The sequence below is a fragment of the Methylobacterium currus genome (assembly GCF_003058325.1).
GTDB classification, from domain to species: domain Bacteria; phylum Pseudomonadota; class Alphaproteobacteria; order Rhizobiales; family Beijerinckiaceae; genus Methylobacterium; species Methylobacterium currus.
Genome location: NZ_CP028843.1, coordinates 2,524,757 through 2,544,447, shown reverse-complemented (window position 1 = coordinate 2,544,447; position 19,691 = coordinate 2,524,757). Strand labels below are relative to the sequence as shown.

The 19,691-nt window shown below is 70.7% G+C and carries 14 protein-coding genes; 13 read left to right on the top strand and 1 reads right to left on the bottom strand.

The features are described from left to right. Positions 1-54: 54 nt before the first annotated feature. Positions 55-1,821: an SLC13 family permease gene (locus DA075_RS12080; protein WP_099953436.1), complete on the bottom strand. Its 1,767-nt coding sequence runs from the start codon at positions 1,819-1,821 to the stop codon at positions 55-57. Between the two features lie 422 nt (positions 1,822-2,243). Between DA075_RS12080 and DA075_RS12075 the strand changes: the two genes are divergently transcribed. From DA075_RS12075 to DA075_RS12020, 13 genes are all read left to right on the top strand, one after another. Next, positions 2,244-2,603 carry a hypothetical protein gene (locus tag DA075_RS12075; RefSeq protein ID WP_338068012.1) on the top strand — a complete coding sequence of 120 codons (360 nt, stop codon included), beginning with the start codon at positions 2,244-2,246 and terminating at the stop codon, positions 2,601-2,603. Further along, entirely contained in the window at positions 2,488-2,745 is a 258-nt protein-coding gene (locus DA075_RS38380; protein ID WP_338068022.1) for a hypothetical protein, read from the top strand. The genes DA075_RS12075 and DA075_RS38380 overlap by 116 nt, the downstream gene beginning before the upstream one ends. A 64-nt stretch (positions 2,746-2,809) precedes the next feature. Continuing rightward, positions 2,810-3,367, top strand: a complete 558-nt coding sequence (locus DA075_RS12070; protein WP_099953435.1) for a DUF533 domain-containing protein — start codon at positions 2,810-2,812, stop codon at positions 3,365-3,367. 122 nt (positions 3,368-3,489) lie between these two features. Next, positions 3,490-4,170, top strand: coding sequence for a TetR/AcrR family transcriptional regulator (locus tag DA075_RS12065; RefSeq protein ID WP_099953434.1), 681 nt, complete (start codon positions 3,490-3,492; stop codon positions 4,168-4,170). Positions 4,171-4,420: 250 nt separating this feature from the next. Then, the gene (gene mdh / locus DA075_RS12060) at positions 4,421-5,383 is read left to right on the top strand and encodes a malate dehydrogenase (protein ID WP_099908617.1); all 963 of its coding nucleotides are present in this window, start codon (positions 4,421-4,423) and stop codon (positions 5,381-5,383) included. 75 nt (positions 5,384-5,458) lie between these two features. After that, positions 5,459-6,655 carry an ADP-forming succinate--CoA ligase subunit beta gene (gene sucC / locus DA075_RS12055; RefSeq protein WP_099953433.1) on the top strand — a complete coding sequence of 399 codons (1,197 nt, stop codon included), beginning with the start codon at positions 5,459-5,461 and terminating at the stop codon, positions 6,653-6,655. A 158-nt stretch (positions 6,656-6,813) separates the two neighbouring features. Beyond that, positions 6,814-7,698, top strand: a complete 885-nt coding sequence (sucD, locus tag DA075_RS12050; RefSeq protein WP_099953432.1) for a succinate--CoA ligase subunit alpha — start codon at positions 6,814-6,816, stop codon at positions 7,696-7,698. Between the two features lie 230 nt (positions 7,699-7,928). Beyond that, positions 7,929-10,883 carry a 2-oxoglutarate dehydrogenase E1 component gene (locus tag DA075_RS12045; RefSeq protein WP_099953431.1) on the top strand — a complete coding sequence of 985 codons (2,955 nt, stop codon included), beginning with the start codon at positions 7,929-7,931 and terminating at the stop codon, positions 10,881-10,883. Between the two features lie 84 nt (positions 10,884-10,967). Continuing rightward, positions 10,968-12,239, top strand: a complete 1,272-nt coding sequence (odhB, locus tag DA075_RS12040) for a 2-oxoglutarate dehydrogenase complex dihydrolipoyllysine-residue succinyltransferase (protein ID WP_099953430.1) — start codon at positions 10,968-10,970, stop codon at positions 12,237-12,239. Positions 12,240-12,302: 63 nt separating this feature from the next. Next, complete coding sequence (locus DA075_RS12035; protein WP_099953429.1) at positions 12,303-13,046, top strand: SDR family oxidoreductase; 744 nt, start codon at positions 12,303-12,305, stop codon at positions 13,044-13,046. Between the two features lie 74 nt (positions 13,047-13,120). Continuing rightward, positions 13,121-14,524, top strand: coding sequence for a dihydrolipoyl dehydrogenase (lpdA, locus tag DA075_RS12030; RefSeq protein WP_099953428.1), 1,404 nt, complete (start codon positions 13,121-13,123; stop codon positions 14,522-14,524). 383 nt (positions 14,525-14,907) lie between these two features. Next, positions 14,908-15,459, top strand: coding sequence for a gluconokinase (locus DA075_RS12025; protein WP_099953427.1), 552 nt, complete (start codon positions 14,908-14,910; stop codon positions 15,457-15,459). A gap of 98 nt (positions 15,460-15,557) precedes the next feature. After that, positions 15,558-19,367 (top strand): ATP-binding protein, encoded by a 3,810-nt coding sequence (locus DA075_RS12020; RefSeq protein WP_099953426.1) that lies wholly within the window; start codon positions 15,558-15,560, stop codon positions 19,365-19,367. Positions 19,368-19,691: the final 324 nt, after the last annotated feature.

The window sequence follows — 19,691 nt, the reverse complement described above, 5'->3', positions numbered from 1 at the left end:
GTCACGTACGGACAATCCCTTAAGAGATCCGCCTCTTTGGGGGGTGACCCCGCCTCAGCGCGGCGCGACCGGCCAGAACAGGCTGATCAGCAGCGTGCCGACCACGATCACCATGAGCGAGAGCGGCAGGCCGAGGCGGGCATAGTCGCCGAAGCGGTAGCCGCCCGGACCCATCACCAGGGTGTTGCACTGGTGGCCGATCGGGGTGAGGAAGTCGCAGGCCGCCCCCACCGACACCGCCATCAGGAACGGGTCCGGGTTGAGCCCGAGCTTCTGGGCCAGGCTGGCGCCGATCGGCCCCATCACCAGCACCGTGGCGGCGTTGTTGAGGAACGGCGTCACCGCCATGGCGGCGACGAGCAGGAGGCCGATCGCCAGCATCGACGGCACCGTCTGCATCAGCCCCGACAGGTGGCTGGCGATGAGGTCGGTGCCGCCGGTGGTGCGCACCGCGTCGCTCACCGGGATCAGGGCGCCGAGGAGCACGATGACCGGCCACTCGATCGTCTCGTAGGCCTCGTGCATCGTCATCACCCGCAGCACCAGGAGCAGCACCGCGGCGCCGAAGAACGCCATCGCGACCGGGACGAGGTGAAGGGCGATGAGCGCCATCGCGACGGCCAGCACCGCGATCGGGATGTAGCTGCGGCGGCTGTGGCCGAGCGCCAGCTTGCGCTCGGCGAGCGGCAGCAGGCCGAACTCGGAGAGCACCTCGGCCAGCCGCTCGGGGGCTGAGCGCAGCACCACCACGTCGCCGGCGCGCAGGCGCACGCTGCCGATGCGCCGGGTGATCGCCGCGCCGCTGCGGCTCACCGCGAGCAGGGCCGTGCCGTGGCGCCCGGCGAGATCGGCCCCCGCGGCGGTGGTGCCGGCCAGCGCCGAGCCGTCCGGGATCACCGCCTCGATCACCGTGACCTCGCCGCCGGCCGCCTGCGTGCCGACGAGGGTGAGCCTGGCGCGGGCGACCAGGCGCTCCAGGTCCTCCGGCTCGCCGTCGAGCAGCAGGATGTCGTCGGCGGCGAGCCGCCAGTCCGGGCCCGGGACGTAGCGGCGGAAGCGCTCGCGGATGACGGTCGCCACCGTGACGTCGCCGTCGCCGAGCGCCTCGAGCTCGCCCACCGTGGCGCCGACGAGGGGCGAGTCCGCCGGCAGGCAGGCCTCGGTGGTGTAGGCCTCGATCCGGAACGACGCGGCGAGCGAGCCGGCCGGGCGCCGGTCCCGCGGCAGCAGCCGGTAGCCGACGCTCAGGAAGGCGAGGCCCGCCACCGCGAGGCCGAGGCCGACCGGCGTGAAGTCGAACATCCCGAACGGCTCGCCGGTGACGTCGGCCCGCACCTTGGCGACGATGATGTTGGTCGAGGTGCCGACCAGCGTGACGAGGCCGCCGATCAGCGAGGCGAAGGACATCGGCATCAGCAGCAGCGAGGCCGACGTGCCGGTCTTACGGCCGAGCTGGAGCGCCACCGGCATGAAGATCGCGAGCGCCCCGATATTCTTGGTGACGACCGAGAGGCCCATCACCGCGCCGGCGAGCGCCGGCACCTGCTGGCGGGGTTTTCGCAGGTAGGGCAGGAACGGGCGCATCGCGCTCTCGACCACGCCGGAGCGCGACACCGCCGCGGAGATCACCAGGGCGCTCGCCACGATGATCACCACGTCGTCGGCGAAGCCGTCGAAGGCCTTCGCGGCCGGCACCAGCCCGAGCGCCACCCCGGCGACGAGGGAGAGGAGCGCCACGAGGTCGTAGGGCAGCCGCCCCCAGACGAAGAGCAGGACGGTGACCCCGATGAGGCCGAAGGCGAGGCCCTGGTCGAGGGTCATGCGCGGGGCTTGCGGGCGAGGGGGCGGGCGAGGGGGCGAGTATGCGTCATGCGGGGGCGGTGATCCTGCTGCCGGGTATCGAGCCTCCCTAGATTGGGTGGTCCGCGGCGGTGCCCAGGGCGGAGTCGCTGAAGAGTTGCGTTGGGGCGGCGCCTTTCCGCCAACCGCCGCGCCGATCAGGCTCTGCACCGACGCGACCGCCCGGGAAAAAAGAAGAGTCGCGGGATCCCCTCTCCCGTGTGGGACAGGAGAGATCCTGTGCATCGTTCATCCCCGAACAGCTCGATGCCGCCCCGGGAGAGTCCCGTCATGGAAGACCGCGTCCACCAGCCCGGCCGGCTCACCGTCGCCGAGTTCGACCGCTTCGTCGACGACCAGCGCGGGACGAGACGGACTGGGAGCTCGTCGACGGCGACGTCGTCATGATGACGAACCCGACGGAGAACCACGAGCAGATCGCCGGCAAGATCGGCGCCCCGCTGACGCTCGCGATGGATGCCCTCGGCTGCCGCGGCGATCAGGGCGGGATGCGCGTGCAGCGCGACGAGAACGGGCACGGCCGGGACAAGCCCGAACCCGACATCGTCGTGCGCTGCGGGCCGCGGCAGAATCGGCACCTTCGTCAGCGACCCGCTGGTGATCGTCGAGGTGCTGTCGCCGAGCACCATGGATCGCGACCACGGGCCCAAGCTCTCCCTCTACAAGCTCTCCTTCTACAAGTCCCTGCCGACGCTCCGGCACATCGTCCTTGTCTACCAGGATCAGATGCGGGTGGAGCTTGACCGGCGTGAGGCGGAGGGGTGGATGCGCGACGTGCTCACCGCACCGGACCACGGCCTGCGGTTCGAGGCCGTGGAGTTCGAGATCGCCCTCGAGCAAATCTATTTTGACGTGCCGGTCCTGCGCCCGATCGCCGGGGGGTGATCCGGCGGCGGAGCCCGCCGGGCGATCGCACGTTGGTGCGGGACCGTCCAACCTGGGACCCTGCATGAGCTTCGCCTTCCTCACCCGCGCCTTCGGGCGCGACGCGCCGGACGAGGCCGGGGAGCCGGAGGCCACCCCGGCCCGGGCCTCGCGGCGCGACCGGCGGGCGGGCCGCGCGGATGCGGTGGTGACCGAGGCGCTGGCCCAGAAGGTGATGCACGCCTTCCTGCAGAACCGCCACCAGACCCTGGTGCCCCTGACCCTGAACCTCCGGGTGCTGGAGCCGGCCCAGCGCGACCTGGTGATCCAGGCGATGGCGGCGGCGTTCCTGGCCCAGGGGCGCCGGCAGGATCCGGCCCCGGTGCGCGACGCGCTCGCCCGGATCAGTGCGGCGGAGGCCGAGCGCCAGCGCCTCGACAAGGCGCTCGCGGCGCCGCTCGCGCTCGGCGACCTCCTCGACGCGATCCTCGACGCCGATCTCGGCGCCTACGCCTATGTCGCCTCCCTGCTCGCCGTCGACCAGCGCCGCAGGGTCAACCAGCTCTATCTCGCCTATCTCGCCGAGCGGCTGGGGCTCGCCGAGGACGTGGTGTCGAGTCTGCACCGGCGCTACCGGGTCTGAGACTGCGTCTTTTGCGGCGCGGCCCGGGGCTTCCCTTCGGCCTGGGGCTTCTCCTGCCGCCGGCCCACCGCTACCCTGGAGGGATCGTCGCGCTACCGGTCACACCTGTACCCTCGAGTTCCATGCCCCGCAGCCGCCCCGGCGCCCAGTCCCGCGACGAGCCGCACCCGTCGGACGGGCTCCCGCCCATCGCGCCGCGCGCCCGCCCGGCGCCGCCCTCCGCCGATGCGCGCCTGCTCGCGATCGCCGCCGACCACCTGCGCCGGCTCGGCCACCGGCAGGTCACCGTCGTCGGGGTCGCCGCCGAGGCAGGCATGACCCATGCCAACGTCTACCGCTACTTCCCGTCGAAGACCGCGCTCGTCGACGCGGTCGCGGGGCGCTGGCTGCGCGAGGTCGAGGCCGAGCTCGGCGCCATCGCGGATGCGCCGGACCCCGCCGACGATAAGCTCGAACGCCTGCTCCTGGCGCTGGCCTCGATGCAGCGCGAGGTGCTGGCGCGGGACCCGCACCTGTTCGCGGTCCACCGCGACGCCACGGTCGAGTCGCGGCCGATCGCCCGGCGCCACCGCGGCCGCCTGCGCCAGCTGGTCGAGCGGGTGATCGAGGAGGGGATGAATGCCGGCACCTTCTCGCTGCGCGACCGCGAGCGCGGCATCGCCTTCATCTTCGACACCAGCCACCGCTTCCTGCACCCGGTCTCGATCCAGCTCGACGCCGAGGTCCCCCGCGACCTGATCGAGGCCCGCCTCGGCGCCGTCATCCGGGCGATGCTGCGGATCCTGCGCATCGGGACCCTGTAGGGCCGCTGACAAACTTTCGAAAATGTAACGTTCGGCCGAGCTCCTCGGCAACACCCTGAAATATCTTGCAAAACCCGATCGCGTGACGCGCCGTGAGCGCGCGACTCAGCGGTGCTGCCGGCCTCCCGCGGAGCCATCGGGTTGTCGGGCCGGGCTTTTTTCGCCAAAGAGGCACCCGCCGGCGCGGGCTCCTCGCGAGCGGACCCCGGCCCCCGACGGTTCCACCACACCGCGAAGGATCGGTTCACACATGGCACGCAAGAAGATCGCGCTCATCGGCGCTGGACAGATCGGCGGCACGCTCGCGCACCTCGCCGGCCTCAAGGAGCTGGGCGACGTCGTGCTGTTCGACATCGCCGACGGCGTGCCGCAGGGCAAGGGCCTCGACATCGCCGAGTCGGCTCCGGTCGACGGCTTCGACGCCAAGTACAGCGGCGCCAGCGACTACGCGGCGATCGCCGGGGCCGACGTGGTGATCGTGACCGCCGGCGTGCCGCGCAAGCCCGGCATGAGCCGCGACGACCTGATCGGCATCAACCTGAAGGTGATGGAAGCGGTCGGCACCGGGATCAAGACCCACGCCCCGAACGCCTTCGTGATCTGCATCACCAACCCGCTCGACGCGATGGTGTGGGCGCTGCAGAAGTTCTCCGGCCTCGACCCGAAGAAGATCGTCGGCATGGCCGGCGTGCTCGACTCGGCCCGCTTCCGCCACTTCCTGGCCGAGGAGTTCCAAGTCTCGGTCGAGGACGTCACCGCCTTCGTGCTCGGCGGCCACGGCGACGACATGGTGCCGCTGGTGCGCTACTCGACGGTGGCCGGCGTGCCGCTGCCCGACCTCGTCAAGATGGGCTGGACCACCCAGGAGAAGCTCGACGCCATGGTCGAGCGGACCCGTAAAGGCGGCGGCGAGATCGTCAACCTGCTCAAGACCGGCTCGGCCTTCTACGCGCCGGCCGCCTCCGCCATCGCGATGGCCGAGAGCTACCTCAAGGACAAGAAGCGGGTCCTGCCCTGCGCGGCCCACCTCACCGGCCAGTACGGCGTCGACGGCCTGTTCATCGGCGTGCCGATCGTGATCGGCGAGAACGGCGTCGAGCGCATCGTCGAGGTCGAGTTCTCCGGTGAGGAGAAGGCGATGTTCGAGAAGTCGGTCAACTCCGTGAAGGGCCTGGTCGAGGCCTGCAAGGGCATCAACGGCGCGCTGGCGTAAGGCCTGACCGGCGGCGCGGGCCCCGCGCCGCCTCTCCGCCTGCCCCGCCCGACTATAAAGAAAGCTTTTCGCCCCATGAACATCCACGAGTATCAAGCCAAGGCCGTCCTCAAGGAGTTCGGCCTGCCGGTCTCGAACGGCCGCGCCATCTTCAAGGCCTCCGAGGCCGAGGCCGCCGCCAAGGAGCTCGGCGGTCCGCTCTGGGTCGTGAAGTCCCAGATCCATGCCGGCGGGCGCGGCAAGGGCAAGTTCAAGGAGGCCGAGGCCGGCGAGAAGGGCGGCGTGCGCCTCGCCAAGTCGGTCGAGGAGGTCAAGGCCTTCTCCGAGCAGATGCTCGGCCGCACCCTCGTGACGGTGCAGACCGGCGAGGCCGGCAAGCAGGTCAACCGCCTCTACATCGAGGACGGCTCGGACATCGAGACCGAGTTCTACCTGTCGATGCTCGTCGACCGCGAGACCGGCCGGGTCGCCTTCGTGGTCTCGACCGAGGGCGGCATGGACATCGAGCAGGTCGCCCACGACACCCCTGAGAAGATCATCACCTTCTCGGTCGACCCGGCCACCGGCGCGATGCCCCATCACGGCCGCGCGGTCGCCAAGGCGCTCGGCCTCACCGGCCCGCTCGCCAAGGAGGCGGAGGATCTGACCACCAAGCTCTACCGGGCGTTCACCGCCAAGGACATGAGCATGCTGGAGATCAACCCGCTCATCGTCACCAAGGACGGGCACCTGAAGTGCCTGGACGCCAAGATCTCGTTCGACTCGAACAGCCTCTACCGCCACCCGGAGATCGTGCAGCTGCGCGACATCACCGAGGAGGACGAGAAGGAGATCGAGGCCTCGAAGTACGACCTGGCCTACATCGCGCTGGACGGCACCATCGGCTGCATGGTGAACGGCGCCGGCCTCGCCATGGCGACGCTCGACATCATCAAGCTCTACGGCGAGGAGCCGGCGAACTTCCTCGACGTCGGCGGCGGCGCCTCGGAGGAGAAGGTCACCGCGGCCTTCAAGATCATCACCGCCGACCCGAACGTGAAGGGCATCCTGGTCAACATCTTCGGCGGCATCATGAAGTGCGACGTGATCGCCAACGGGGTGATCGCGGCCGTGAAGGCGGTGGGCCTCCAGGTCCCGCTGGTGGTGCGCCTCGAGGGCACCAACGTCGAGAAGGGCAAGGAGATCATCCGCTCCTCGGGCCTCAACGTGATCCCGGCCGACGACCTCGACGACGCCGCCCAGAAGATCGTCGCGGCGGTGCGCAAGGGCTGAGGAGGGCGGGGCGTCCCTGAGAGGGCGCCCTTCTCGCGCGTGTGCCCAGTATCGGGCTCCGCCTCGCCGCAGGTTTCTCAGGTGCGGTGCACCCCCAGAGGCTCGGTTCGCCTGAGCCGCACCGCCCATCCCCGAATGCAGATCTCCGGAGATCGCACGTGTCCATCCTCATCGACAAGAACACCAAGGTCATCTGCCAGGGCTTCACCGGCAAGAACGGGACCTTCCACTCCGAGCAGGCGATCGCCTACGGCACCAAGATGGTCGGCGGCACCTCGCCGGGGAAGGGCGGCGCGACCCATCTCGGCCTGCCGGTGTTCGACACCGTGAAGGAGGCGAAGCACGCCACCGGCGCCGACGCCTCGGTGGTCTACGTGCCGCCGCCGGGCGCCGCCGACGCGATCTGCGAGGCGATCGACGCCGAGATCCCGCTGATCGTCTGCATCACGGAAGGCATCCCGGTCCTCGACATGGTGCGGGTGAAGCGCTCGCTCGAAGGCTCGAAGTCGCGCCTCATCGGCCCGAACTGCCCCGGCATCGTCACCGCCGGCGAGTCGAAGATCGGCATCATGCCGGCCAACATCTTCCGTCCGGGCTCGGTCGGCATCGTGTCGCGCTCCGGCACCCTGACCTACGAGGCGGTGTTCCAGACCACCAACGAGGGCCTCGGCCAGACCACCGCGGTCGGCATCGGCGGCGACCCGGTCAAGGGCACCGAGTTCATCGACATGCTGGAGATGTTCCTCGCGGACGACAAGACCGAGTCGATCGTGATGATCGGCGAGATCGGCGGCTCGGCCGAGGAAGAGGCGGCGCAGTTCATCAAGGACGAGGCCAAGCGCGGCCGCAAGAAGCCGATGGTCGGCTTCATCGCCGGCCGCACGGCGCCTCCCGGCCGCCGCATGGGCCATGCCGGCGCGATCATCTCGGGCGGCAAGGGCGGCGCCGAGGACAAGATCGCCGCGATGGAGGAGGCGGGCATCCGCGTCTCGCCGTCGCCGGCGCGCCTCGGCAAGACCCTGGTCGAGGTCCTGAAGGGCTGATCCGTCCGCCAGGACGCACATGCCCTTCGCCTCGCGCATGGCAGGCGTGGCGTGCGGGATTCGCGTCCCGCACCCACATCGCAAGCAAACGTCAACTCTCTTGAGTTCGTAAGACATCCTGGCGCCCGGCCTCCCGGGCGCCCCCACCGTCGACGGACCGCCATCCTCCCGCCCCACGAGAGGGCGAGAAGCCGGCCCCCCGATCGACCAGCGCGGATAGACAGATCGCCATGGCACGCCAGGACGCGAACGACGCCCTCCTCGGAACCTCGTTCCTCTACGGAGGCAACGCCGACTACATCGAGGAGCTCTACGCGACCTACACCCGGGATCCCAACGCGGTGGATCCCGAGTGGCGCAGCTTCTTCTCCAGCCTGAAGGAGGAGAGCGCGATCGTGGTCAAGAACGCCGAGGGCGCGTCCTGGACAAAGCCGAACTGGCCGGTCGCCGCCAACGGCGAGATCGTCTCGGCGCTCGACGGCAACTGGGCGCAGATCGAGAAGGCGGTCGGCGAGAAGATCAAGGCCAAGCAGGAGGCCAAGGGCCAGACGGCCACCCCGGCCGACGTGCTGCAGGCCACCAAGGATTCCGTGCGCGCGATCATGCTGATCCGCGCCTACCGCATGCGCGGCCACCTGCACGCCAAGCTCGATCCCCTCGGCCTGCAGCCGCGCGGCGACCACGAGGAGCTGCACCCGCAGCATTACGGCTTCGCCGAGGCCGACTGGGATCGCCCGATCTTCCTCGACAACGTGCTCGGGCTGGAATTCGGCACCATCCGGGAGATCGTCGCGATCCTGGAGCGGACCTACTGCCAGACCCTCGGCGTGGAGTTCATGCACATCTCCGATCCGGAGGAGAAGGCCTGGATCCAGGAGCGCATCGAGGGCAAGGACAAGGAGATCTCGTTCACCGAGCAGGGAAGGCGGGCGATCCTCAACAAGCTGATCGAGGCGGAGGGCTTCGAGAAGTTCCTTGACCTGAAGTATACCGGCACCAAGCGCTTCGGCCTCGACGGCTCGGAGGCGATGGTCCCGGCGCTCGAGCAGATCATCAAGCGCGGCGGCGCGCTCGGCGTCACCGACATCGTGCTGGGCATGGCCCACCGCGGCCGCCTCAACGTGCTCGCCAACGTGATGTCGAAGCCGTTCCGGGCGATCTTCCACGAGTTCAAGGGCGGCTCGTCGTCGCCGGCCGAGGTCGAGGGCTCGGGTGACGTGAAGTACCATCTCGGCGCCTCGAGCGACCGGGCCTTCGACGGCAACACCGTCCACCTGTCGCTGACCGCCAACCCGTCGCACCTCGAGATCGTTGATCCGGTGGTGCTCGGCAAGGTGCGCGCCAAGCAGGACCAGACCGGCGACGAGCAGCGCACCACCGTGCTGCCGCTCCTGATCCACGGCGACGCCGCCTTCGCGGGACAGGGCGTGGTGGCGGAGTGCTTCGGCCTGTCGGGCCTGAAGGGCCACCGCACCGGCGGCTCGATCCACTTCATCATCAACAACCAGATCGGCTTCACCACCGATCCGCGCTTCTCGCGCTCCTCGCCCTACCCGTCCGACGTGGCGAAGATGGTCGAGGCGCCGATCTTCCACTGCAACGGCGACGACCCCGAGGCCGTCACCTTCGCGGCCAAGATCGCCACCGAGTACCGGCAGAAGTTCCACAAGCCGGTGGTGATCGACATGCTCTGCTACCGCCGCTTCGGCCACAACGAGGGCGACGAGCCCGCGTTCACCCAGCCGAAGATGTACCAGATCATCCGCAAGCACCCCTCGACCCTCGAGAGCTACGGCAAGCGCCTGATCGAGGGCGGCGTGGTGAGCGAGAAGGAACTCGACGAGCGCAAGGCCGAGTTCCGCGCCACCCTCGACAGCGAGTTCGACATCGCCACCGCCTACAAGGCCAACAAGGCCGACTGGCTCGACGGCCGCTGGTCGGGCCTGAAGGCGGTGCGCGAGGACGAGGACGATCCGCGCCGCGGCCGCACCGGCGTGCCGGCCGACACCCTGCGGGAGATCGGGAAGGCCATCACCACGGTGCCGCAGGACTTCCACCTGCACCGCACCATCCGGCGCTTCCTCGACAACCGCGCCAAGGCGATCGAGACCGGCGAGGGCCTCGACTGGGCGACCGCCGAGGCGCTGGCCTTCGGCTCGCTCCTCACGGAGGGCCACCGGGTCCGCCTGTCGGGCCAGGACGTCGAGCGCGGCACCTTCTCGCAGCGCCACTCGGTGGTGATCGACCAGGAGAACGAGGAGCGCTACACGCCCCTCAACCACATCAAGGACGGCCAGAGCCGCTACGAGGTCATCAACTCGATGCTCTCGGAGGAGGCGGTGCTCGGCTTCGAGTACGGCTACTCGCTGGCCGAGCCGAACTCCCTGGTGCTGTGGGAGGCGCAGTTCGGCGACTTCGCCAACGGCGCGCAGGTCGTGGTCGACCAGTTCATCTCGTCCGGTGAGCGCAAGTGGCTGCGCATGTCGGGCCTGGTGATGCTGCTGCCGCACGGCTACGAGGGCCAGGGGCCGGAGCACTCCTCGGCCCGTCTCGAGCGCTACCTGCAGATGTGCGCCGAGGACAACATGCAGGTCGCCAACTGCACGACGCCCTCGAACTACTTCCACATCCTGCGCCGCCAGCTGAAGCGGGACTTCCGCAAGCCGCTGGTGCTGATGACCCCGAAGTCGCTCCTGCGCCACAAGCGGGCGGTCTCGGCGCTGGCCGACATCGCCGAGGGCTCGACCTTCCACCGGGTGCTGTGGGACGACGCCGAGAAGGCGCAGGACGGCGTGAAGCTGCCTAAGGACGACAAGGTCCGGCGCGTCGTGCTCTGCTCGGGCAAGGTCTATTACGACCTCTTCGAGGAGCGCGAGAAGCGCGGCATCTCCGACGTGTACCTGATGCGCGTCGAGCAGCTCTACCCGTTCCCGCTGAAGTCGCTCGCCACCGAGATCTCGCGCTTCCGCAACGCCGAGGTGGTGTGGTGCCAGGAGGAGCCCAAGAACATGGGCTCGTGGGCCTTCGTCGAGCCCTACCTGGAGTGGGTCCTCAACCAGGCCGGCTCCGCCTCCAAGCGTCCGCGCTACATCGGCCGCCCGGCCTCGGCCTCGACCGCCGTCGGCCTGATGTCGAAGCACCTCGACCAGCTCCAGGCCTTCCTCAACGAGGCCCTGGCGGTCTGATCCCGCGTCACCGGCGCCCCGCGAGGGGCGCCGCCTGATCCTTTTTTTCGGGCGATGCGCATCGCCCCAACCCCGACGGAAGACATGGCCACCGAAATCCGCGTCCCGACGCTCGGCGAGTCCGTGAGCGAGGCCACGATCGGCCGCTGGTTCAAGAAGCCCGGCGACACCGTGAAGGCCGACGAGCCGCTGGTCGAGCTCGAGACCGACAAGGTCACCCTGGAGGTCAATGCCCCGGCCTCGGGCCAGCTCGGCGACATCGTCGCCAAGGACGGCGAGACGGTGGAGCCCGGCGCGCTCCTCGGCTCGATCGTCGAGGGCGGCGCCGGCGCCGGCAACGGCGCGGCCGCCCCGAAGGCCGAGGCTCCCAAGGCCGAGGCCCCGAAGGCCGCCGAGGCGCCCGCCAAGTCCTCCTCCGCCTCCTACGGCAGCCATGGCGACGCCGCCCCGAAGGGTCACGCCTCGGGCGACAACGGCCCGGCCGTCGCGCGCCTGGCCCAGGAATCCGGCGTCGACCCGTCGTCCGTGAAGGGCAGCGGCAAGGACGGCCGCGTCACCAAGGGCGACATGCTCTCGGCGATCTCCTCCGGCGCCTCGTCCCCCGCTCCGGCTCCGGCCCCGCAGGTCGCCCGCGCCCCGTCGGCGCCGGACGATGCCTCCCGCGAGGAGCGGGTGCGGATGACCAAGCTGCGCCAGACCATCGCCCGGCGCCTGAAGGACGCGCAGAACACCGCCGCCATGCTGACGACGTTCAACGACGTCGACATGAGCGCGGTGATGAGCCTGCGCCAGCAGTACAAGGACGTGTTCGAGAAGAAGCACGGCGCCAAGCTCGGCTTCATGGGCTTCTTCACCAAGGCGGTGATCGGCGCCCTGAAGGACGTGCCGGCGGTGAACGCCGAGATCGACGGCCAGGACATCGTCTACAAGAACTACTACCACGTCGGCATCGCGGTCGGCACTGACAAGGGCCTGGTCGTGCCGGTGGTGCGCGACGCCGACCAGATGTCGATCGCCGGGATCGAGAAGGCCATCACCGGCTTCGGCCGCAAGGCCCGCGACGGCAAGCTGTCGATCGAGGACATGCAGGGCGGCACGTTCACGATCACCAACGGCGGCATCTACGGCTCGCTGATGTCGACCCCGATCCTCAACGCGCCGCAATCGGGCATCCTCGGCATGCACCGCATCGAGGAGCGGCCGGTCGTGCGCAACGGCAAGATCGAGGCGCGGCCGATGATGTACCTCGCCCTGTCCTACGATCACCGCATCGTCGACGGGAAGGAGGCCGTGACCTTCCTGGTGCGGGTCAAGGAGGCCCTGGAGGACCCGGCGCGCCTCGTGCTCGACCTCTGAGGCCAACAAACCAGCCCCTTCCCCGCCCGGGGGAGGGGCCTCTCACATCGGGGAGCGGCTGAGATGGACAAGGTCCTGGTGGTCACCGGCGGCAGCCGCGGCATCGGCCGGGCGGTCTGCCTTCGTGCGGCGCGGGCCGGCTGGCGGATCTGCTTCTCCTACGTCGCGGCCAAGGACGCCGCCGACGCCCTGGTGCGGGAGATCGAGGATCTCGGCGGCAAGGCGCTCGCGGTCAGGAGCGACGTCGCGGTCGAGGCCGACATCGCGGCCCTCTTCCAGGCAGCCGACGGCCTCGGGCCGCTCGGCGGGCTCGTCAACAATGCGGGCGTCGTCGACTACGCGGCGCGGGTCGACGAGATGACCTTCGACCGCCTCAACCGGATGATGACCACCAACGTCATCGGCTCGTTCCTGTGCGCCGGCGAGGCGGTGCGGCGGATGTCGACCCGGCACGGCGGGCAAGGCGGCGTCATCGTCAACCTCTCGTCGGTCGCGGCCCGCCTCGGCGCGCCGAACCAGTACGTCGACTACGCCGCCTCGAAGGGGGCCATCGACTCCTTCACCACCGGGCTCGCCGGCGAGGTCGCCGCCGAGGGCATCCGGGTCAACGGCGTCGCCCCCGGCCTGATCGAGACCGAGATCCATGCCAGCGGCGGCCAGCCCGACCGGCTGGCGCGGCTCAGCCCCCTGGTGCCGATGAAGCGCGCCGGCACCGCCGACGAGGTCGCGGCCGCGGTGATGTGGCTCCTCTCGGACGAGGCCTCCTACGCCACCGGCGCGACCCTGACGATCTCGGGCGGCCGCTAGCCGCCCCCCATCCACTCACCCATCGCAGCGGCAGCGCCTCGCGGGCCCGCCGCTCCCAACCTCGCGAGTCCTGAATGTCCTCCTACGATCTCGTCGTCATCGGCACCGGCCCCGGCGGTTACGTCTGCGCGCTCCGCGCCGCCCAGCTCGGCCTGAAGACTGCCGTGGTCGAGAAGCGCCCGACCCATGGCGGCACCTGCCTCAATGTCGGCTGCATCCCCTCGAAGGCCCTGCTGCACGCCTCCGAGGCGTTCGAGGAGGCGACCAAGCACTTCCCGGTGCTGGGCATCACCGTCGGCGAGCCGAAGCTCGATCTGGCGAAGATGATGTCGTTCAAGCAGGAGGGCGTCGACGGCAACACCAAGGGCGTCGCCTTCCTGCTGAAGAAGAACGGCATCGATACCTTCCAGGGCACCGGGCGGCTGGCCGGCGCCGGCCGGGTCGAGGTCACGTCTGAGGATGGCGGCAACCAGATCCTGGAGGCCAAGAACGTCGTGATCGCGACGGGCTCGGACGTCGCCAACCTGCCGGGCGTCACCATCGACGAGGAGGTGGTGGTCTCCTCCACCGGCGCCCTCGACCTGACCAAGGTCCCGGGCAAGCTCGTGGTCATCGGCGCCGGCGTCATCGGCCTCGAGCTCGGGTCGGTCTGGCGGCGGCTGGGCGCCGAGGTGATTGTGGTCGAGTATCTCGACCGGATCCTGCCTGGCATGGACGGCGAGGTCGGCAAGCAGTTCCAGCGCATCCTCTCGAAGCAGGGCATCCAGTTCCGCCTGTCGCAGAAGGTCACGGGCGTCGAGCGCACCGGCAGCGGCGCCAAGGTCACGGTCGAGCCGGCCGCCGGCGGCGCGGCGGAGGTGCTGGAGGCCGACGTGGTGCTCGTGGCGATCGGCCGCGTGCCCTACACCGCGGGCCTCGGCCTGGAGACGGTCGGCATCCAGCTCGACAACAAGGGCCGGATCCTCACCGACGACCGCTACGCCACCAACGTCACCGGCATCTACGCCATCGGCGACGTGATCGCCGGCCCGATGCTCGCCCACAAGGCCGAGGACGAGGGCGTCGCGGTGGCGGAGATCCTGGCCGGCAAGGCCGGTCACGTGAATTACGGCGTGATCCCGAACGTGGTCTACACCACGCCGGAGGTCGCCTCGGTCGGCAAGTCCGAGGAGGAGCTGAAGAAGGACGGGATCGCCTACAACACCGGCAAGTTCCCCTTCACCGCGAACGGACGCGCCAAGGTGAACCACACCACCGACGGCTTCGTGAAGGTGCTGGCCGATGCCGCCACCGACCGGGTGCTCGGCGTCCACATCGTCGGGCCCGATGCCGGCAACCTCATCATGGAGGTCGCGGTGGCGATGGAGTTCGGCGCCTCCTCCGAGGACATCGCCCGCACCTGCCACGCCCACCCGACCCTGACCGAGGCGGTGAAGGAAGCCGCGCTCGCGGTGGAGAAGCGCGCGCTGCATATGTGAGAACGACGCCCGAACCCTCCCCCCACGGAACTCGGGCTTGCCCGAGTTCCGCATCCCTGTGCCCAGGTCGGGCAGGCCCGACTTGGGACGGGGGGAGGGTGCCCCATGGAGCGGGGCGGGAGAGGGGACCACGGTTCCGGAGAGGTCGCGCGCTCGATGAGGGGCGTTACCTGGATCGGCGTCGCGCTGCCCCTCTTGCGGGACTTCGTCCCGGCCCGACCCCTGCTGATGCAGGGACCCCCTCCCCGCAGAGGGGGGGAGGGTTGCGCGCTCGGCGCAGTATGCTCTGATCTGAAATGTACGAGGACGGCAGTCCGCCCGAGACAGGAAAAGCCTGCGCGCGATCGGAGCGGGTCAGTCGAAACGCGGGAGGAATCACGGCGATGGACGGTGCGTCAGCGAACGGCAACCCGACTCCCCCCGCGGTCGTCGTGGTGATGGGCGTCTCGGGCTCCGGCAAGACCACGGTGGCGAGCCTGCTCGCCGGCCGGCTCGGCTGGGAGTTCGAGGACGGCGACGATTTTCACCCCGCCGCCAATGTCGAGAAGATGCAGGCCGGCACGCCGCTGACCGACGAGGACCGCTGGCCCTGGCTCGCCGCCATCGCCGCCTGGATCGACACGGTCCGCGCCGAGGGGCGCCACGGGGTCGTGACCTGCTCGGGCCTCAAGCGCGCCTATCGCGACGTGCTGGTCGGGGACCGGCCCGACGTGCGCCTCGTCTACCTGAAGGGCGACCGCGAGCTGATCGGCCGGCGCATGGCCGCCCGCCACGGCCACTTCATGCCGACGAGCCTGCTCGACAGCCAGTTCCGCACCTTGCAGGAGCCCTCGCCCGAGGAGAATCCGCTCGTGGTCTCGGTCGGCGCCACGCCGCAGCAGATCGTCGCCGAGATCGGCGAGGCCCTGACCGGGCGGCCCGCGCAAGGCGCCTGAACCGCGTCGGCGGCCCGCACGGATTTCACATTTCTTAAGCCTGGTTTTTGACAGTCCACGGCGCCCGTGCCATCGCCGGGGCATGCTGGACAATACTCATGGCCGGTAATCTGCCCACCCCGCACGAGGCCCTCTTCCCCGGAGGCGGCGAGATGGGCGTGCGCCTGCGCGCCCATGACTGGGCGGCCACGACCCTCGGGCCGGTCGAGGTCTGGCCGCAATCGCTCACCACGGCGGTGCGGATCATGCTCGGCTCCCGCTTCGCCATGTGGATGGCATGGGGGCCCGAGCTCACCTTCTTCTGCAACGACGCCTACAAGCCGACGCTCGGCGTCAAGGAGGCCTGGGCCCTCGGCTCGCGCTCGGACCGGGTCTGGGCCGAGATCTGGCCCGATATCGGCCCGCGCATCGCCCAGGTGCTGCGCACCGGCCAGGCGACCTGGGACGAGGCGCTGCTGCTGTTCCTGGAGCGGCGCGGCTTCACCGAGGAGAGCTATCACACCTTCTCGTACAGCCCGCTGGCGGATGATGCCGGCGCCGTCACCGGCATGCTCTGCGTGGTCTCGGAGGAGACCGAGCGGGTCATCGGCGAGCGGCGCCTGCGGTTCCTGCGCGACCTCGGCGCCGGGATGGCGGCGGCGCGCACGACGGCGGAGGTCGGCGTGGTCGTCGCCGGCTGCCTCGGGGCGGGCACCCACGACCTGCCGGTGGCGCTCGCCTACCTGACCGGCGACGGGCCGGCGCTGCTGGCCCGGGCCGGCCTCGGGCCGGAGCACCCGGCCGTGGCGCGGGCCGGGGAGGCGGCGTCCCGGGCGCTCGACCTCGTCGAGGCCGGCCAGCCGGTGCCGGTCGAGGCGCTCGGGCCGCTCTTCGACGGCCTGACCCCCGGCCCGTGGAACCGCGCCCCCACCCACGCCCTGGTGCTGCCGATCGCCCGGCAGGGCCAGGACCGTCCGGCCGGGGTGTTCGTCGCCGGGCTCAACCCCTACCGGCCCCTCGACGAGGCGTATCGCGGCTTCGTCGACCTGTTCGTCGGCCAGATCGCCACGGGTCTCGCCACCGCCGGCGCCTACGAGGCCGAGCGGCGCCGGGCCGAGGCCCTGGCGGAGATCGACCGGCAGAAGACCGTGTTCTTCTCCAATGTCAGCCACGAGTTCCGCACGCCGCTGACCCTGATGCTCGGGCCGCTGACCGAGGTGCTGGAATCCGCGCCGGCGACGCTCGATCCGGAGACCCGCCGCCTGGTGGAGCTCGCCCATCGCAACGGCTTGCGGCTGCTCAAGCTCGTCAACGCCCTGCTCGACTTCTCGCGCATCGAGGCCGGCCGGGCCCAGGCCGCCTTCGAGCCCCTGGACCTCGCCTGCTTCACCGCGGAGCTCGCCTCGAGCTTCCGATCGGCCACCGACAAGGCCGGCCTCGTCCTCACCGTCGATTGCCCGCCCCTGCCGGGGCCGCCCGCGGCCGAGCCGGCCCTCGTCGACCCGGAGATGTGGGAGAAGATCGTCCTCAACCTCGTCTCCAACGCCTTCAAGTTCACGCTTCAAGGCGGGATCGCGGTGCGGCTGCGGGCGGAAGGGCCTCGCGCGGTGCTCACGGTCGCGGATACCGGCCTCGGCATTCCGGAGGCCGAGCTGCCGCGGCTGTTCGAGCGCTTCCACCGGGTCGAGGGCGCTCAGGGGCGCAGCTTCGAAGGCTCCGGCATCGGGCTCGCCCTGGTCCAGGAGCTGGTCCGGCTCCACGGCGGCACGGTCGCGGTCGCGAGCCGCCTCGGCGAGGGCAGCACCTTCACGGTGAGCCTGCCGCTCGGCCGGGCCCATCTGCCGCCGGAGCGCATCCGCGCCGCGCGGCCCGCCCACTCCACCGCCACCCGCTCGCACGTCTTCGTCGAGGAGGCGACGCGCTGGCTCGGCGACGAGGTCTCGGGCCCGCCCGACCTCGTCGAGGCGCCGGGCCCCGCCGGCCTCACCGGCCGGGTGCTGCTCGCCGACGACAACGCCGACATGCGCGCCTATGTGCGTCGCCTGCTCGGCGATGCCGGCCATGGCGTCGAGGCGGTCGGCGATGGCGACGCGGCCCTCGCAGCCGCCCGCCGCCGCGCCCCCGACCTCGTCCTCTCCGACGTGATGATGCCGGGCCTCGACGGGTTCGGGCTGCTCGCCGCCCTGCGGGCCGATCCGGCGCTCCGGGGCATCCCGGTGATCCTGCTCTCGGCCCGGGCCGGCGAGGAGGCCCGCATCGAGGGTCTGGCGGCCGGCGCCGACGACTACCTCATCAAGCCGTTCTCGGCCCGCGAGCTGCTCGCCCGGGTCGAGACCAACCTGCGCCTCGCCCGGGTCCGGCGCGAGGCGGCCGATGCCCTGCGGCGGGTCAACGAGACCCTGGAGGCCCAGGTCGCCGAGCGCACCCGCGAGCGCGACCGGATGTGGCGCCTGTCGCGGGACGTGATGCTCGTCGCGCGCTTCGACGGCACGATCGCCGCCCTGAACCCGGCCTGGCGCGCGGTGCTGGGCTGGGAGGCCGAGGACCTGATCGGCCGTCCATTCCTCGACCTCGTCCATCCGGACGACCAGGCGCGCACGCGCACGGAGACGCAGCGCCTCGCCGACGGCCATGCGACGCTGCTGTTCGAGAACCGCTACCGCCACGCCGACGGTTCCTACCGCACCCTGTCCTGGACCGCGGTGCCGGGGGAGGGCCATCTGCACGCGGTCGGGCGCGACGTCACCGAGCAGCGCGATCTGGAGGAAGCCTTCCGCCAGTCGCAGAAGATGGAGGCGGTGGGCCAGCTCACCGGCGGCATCGCCCACGATTTCAACAACCTGCTCACCGGCATCGTCGGCTCCCTCGACCTGCTCTCGACCCGGCTCACGCAAGGGCGCCTCGACGTCGCCCCGCGCTACATCGATGCGGCGCTCACCTCGGCCCACCGGGCCGCGGCGCTCACCCATCGCCTGCTGGCCTTCGCCCGGCGCCAGCCCCTCGACCCGCGGCCCGTCGACGCCAACGCGCTGGTGGCCTCCCTTGAGGATCTGGTGCGCCGGACGCTCGGCGAGACCGTCACCCTGGAGACGCGCTTCGCCGACGGCCTGTGGCCGACGCTCTGCGACGCCAACCAGCTCGAGAGCGCGATCCTCAACCTCGCGATCAACGCCCGCGATGCGATGCCGGACGGCGGGCACCTCGTCATCGAAACCCGCAACGTCGAGCTCGACGCGGTCTTCGCCGCCGCCCACGGCGACGTGGCGCCGGGCGCCTATCTCCGCCTCGCCGTGACCGATACCGGCACCGGCATGGCGCCGGAGGTGGTGCGCCGCGCCTTCGACCCGTTCTTCACCACGAAGCCGCTCGGCCAGGGCACGGGCCTCGGCCTCTCGATGATCTACGGCTTCGCCCGCCAGTCCGAGGGCCACGCGGTCATCACCTCGGAGCTCGGCCGCGGCACCACCGTGGCGCTCTACCTGCCGCGCCATGACCTGTCCCACCATGACGGCCCGCCCGCCGAGGAGGCATCGGCTCCGGCGCCGGCCGCGACGCCGACCGCCGGCAGCGGCGAGACGGTGCTGGTGGTCGAGGACGAGCCGGCGGTGCGCAGCCTCATCGTCGACATCCTGCGCGACCTCGGCTACCGGGCGCTGGAGGCCGAGGACGGCCCCTCCGGCCTCGCCGCCCTGCGCGTGCCCGGCCGCATCGACCTCCTCGTCACCGATGTCGGCCTGCCGGGCCTCAACGGCCGCCAGCTCGCCGACGCCGCCCGCGAGCACCGCCCCGACCTCAAGGTCTTGTTCATCACCGGCTATGCCGAGAACGCCGCCATGGCGGGATTTCTGGCGCCCGGCATGCAGATGATCACCAAGCCGTTCCCGGTGGAGCTGCTGGCGCGGCGTATCCGGGCGATGATCGAGGGGTGAGGCCTCAGGATACGACACTCCCCGTTCCCGGATCTCCTTCCGCTGACGCTGCTGTCGTCCGGGAAAGGCGGGAGATTGCAAGAGGGTTGTTCGACCGCTCAGCATCGGCTCGGGACTATCGGCATGCGCCGTGCCCGGCATGTCCTCCTGCCCATGCACCGGACGCCTCCTCAGCCATGCGCCCGCCCGCGGAACCCGGCCCCGGGGTGGACCTCCGGCGCGAACCCCTGTAACAGCACCCTCCTCCACGAAAAGACCGTAGGGATTCCCCGCGCGCCGCGAGCGCCCGCCGCCGATGCGGCCGGCCCTCTGACGAGGCCCATC

Bases quoted from the DNA above. Each gene is read 5' to 3' on its own strand.
- DA075_RS38380 (WP_338068022.1), top strand. From the start codon at position 2,488: ATGGATCGCGACCACGGGCCCAAGCTCTCCCTCTACAAGCTCTCCTTC.
- lpdA (WP_099953428.1), top strand. From the start codon at position 13,121: ATGTCCTCCTACGATCTCGTCGTCATCGGCACCGGCCCCGGCGGTTAC.
- DA075_RS12025 (WP_099953427.1), top strand. From the start codon at position 14,908: ATGGACGGTGCGTCAGCGAACGGCAACCCGACTCCCCCCGCGGTCGTC.
- mdh (WP_099908617.1), top strand. From the start codon at position 4,421: ATGGCACGCAAGAAGATCGCGCTCATCGGCGCTGGACAGATCGGCGGC.
- DA075_RS12035 (WP_099953429.1), top strand. From the start codon at position 12,303: ATGGACAAGGTCCTGGTGGTCACCGGCGGCAGCCGCGGCATCGGCCGG.
- sucC (WP_099953433.1), top strand. From the start codon at position 5,459: ATGAACATCCACGAGTATCAAGCCAAGGCCGTCCTCAAGGAGTTCGGC.
- DA075_RS12045 (WP_099953431.1), top strand. From the start codon at position 7,929: ATGGCACGCCAGGACGCGAACGACGCCCTCCTCGGAACCTCGTTCCTC.
- DA075_RS12070 (WP_099953435.1), top strand. From the start codon at position 2,810: ATGAGCTTCGCCTTCCTCACCCGCGCCTTCGGGCGCGACGCGCCGGAC.
- DA075_RS12020 (WP_099953426.1), top strand. From the start codon at position 15,558: ATGGCCGGTAATCTGCCCACCCCGCACGAGGCCCTCTTCCCCGGAGGC.
- DA075_RS12075 (WP_338068012.1), top strand. From the start codon at position 2,244: ATGATGACGAACCCGACGGAGAACCACGAGCAGATCGCCGGCAAGATC.
- DA075_RS12065 (WP_099953434.1), top strand. From the start codon at position 3,490: ATGCCCCGCAGCCGCCCCGGCGCCCAGTCCCGCGACGAGCCGCACCCG.
- DA075_RS12080 (WP_099953436.1), bottom strand. From the start codon at position 1,821: ATGACCCTCGACCAGGGCCTCGCCTTCGGCCTCATCGGGGTCACCGTC.
- odhB (WP_099953430.1), top strand. From the start codon at position 10,968: ATGGCCACCGAAATCCGCGTCCCGACGCTCGGCGAGTCCGTGAGCGAG.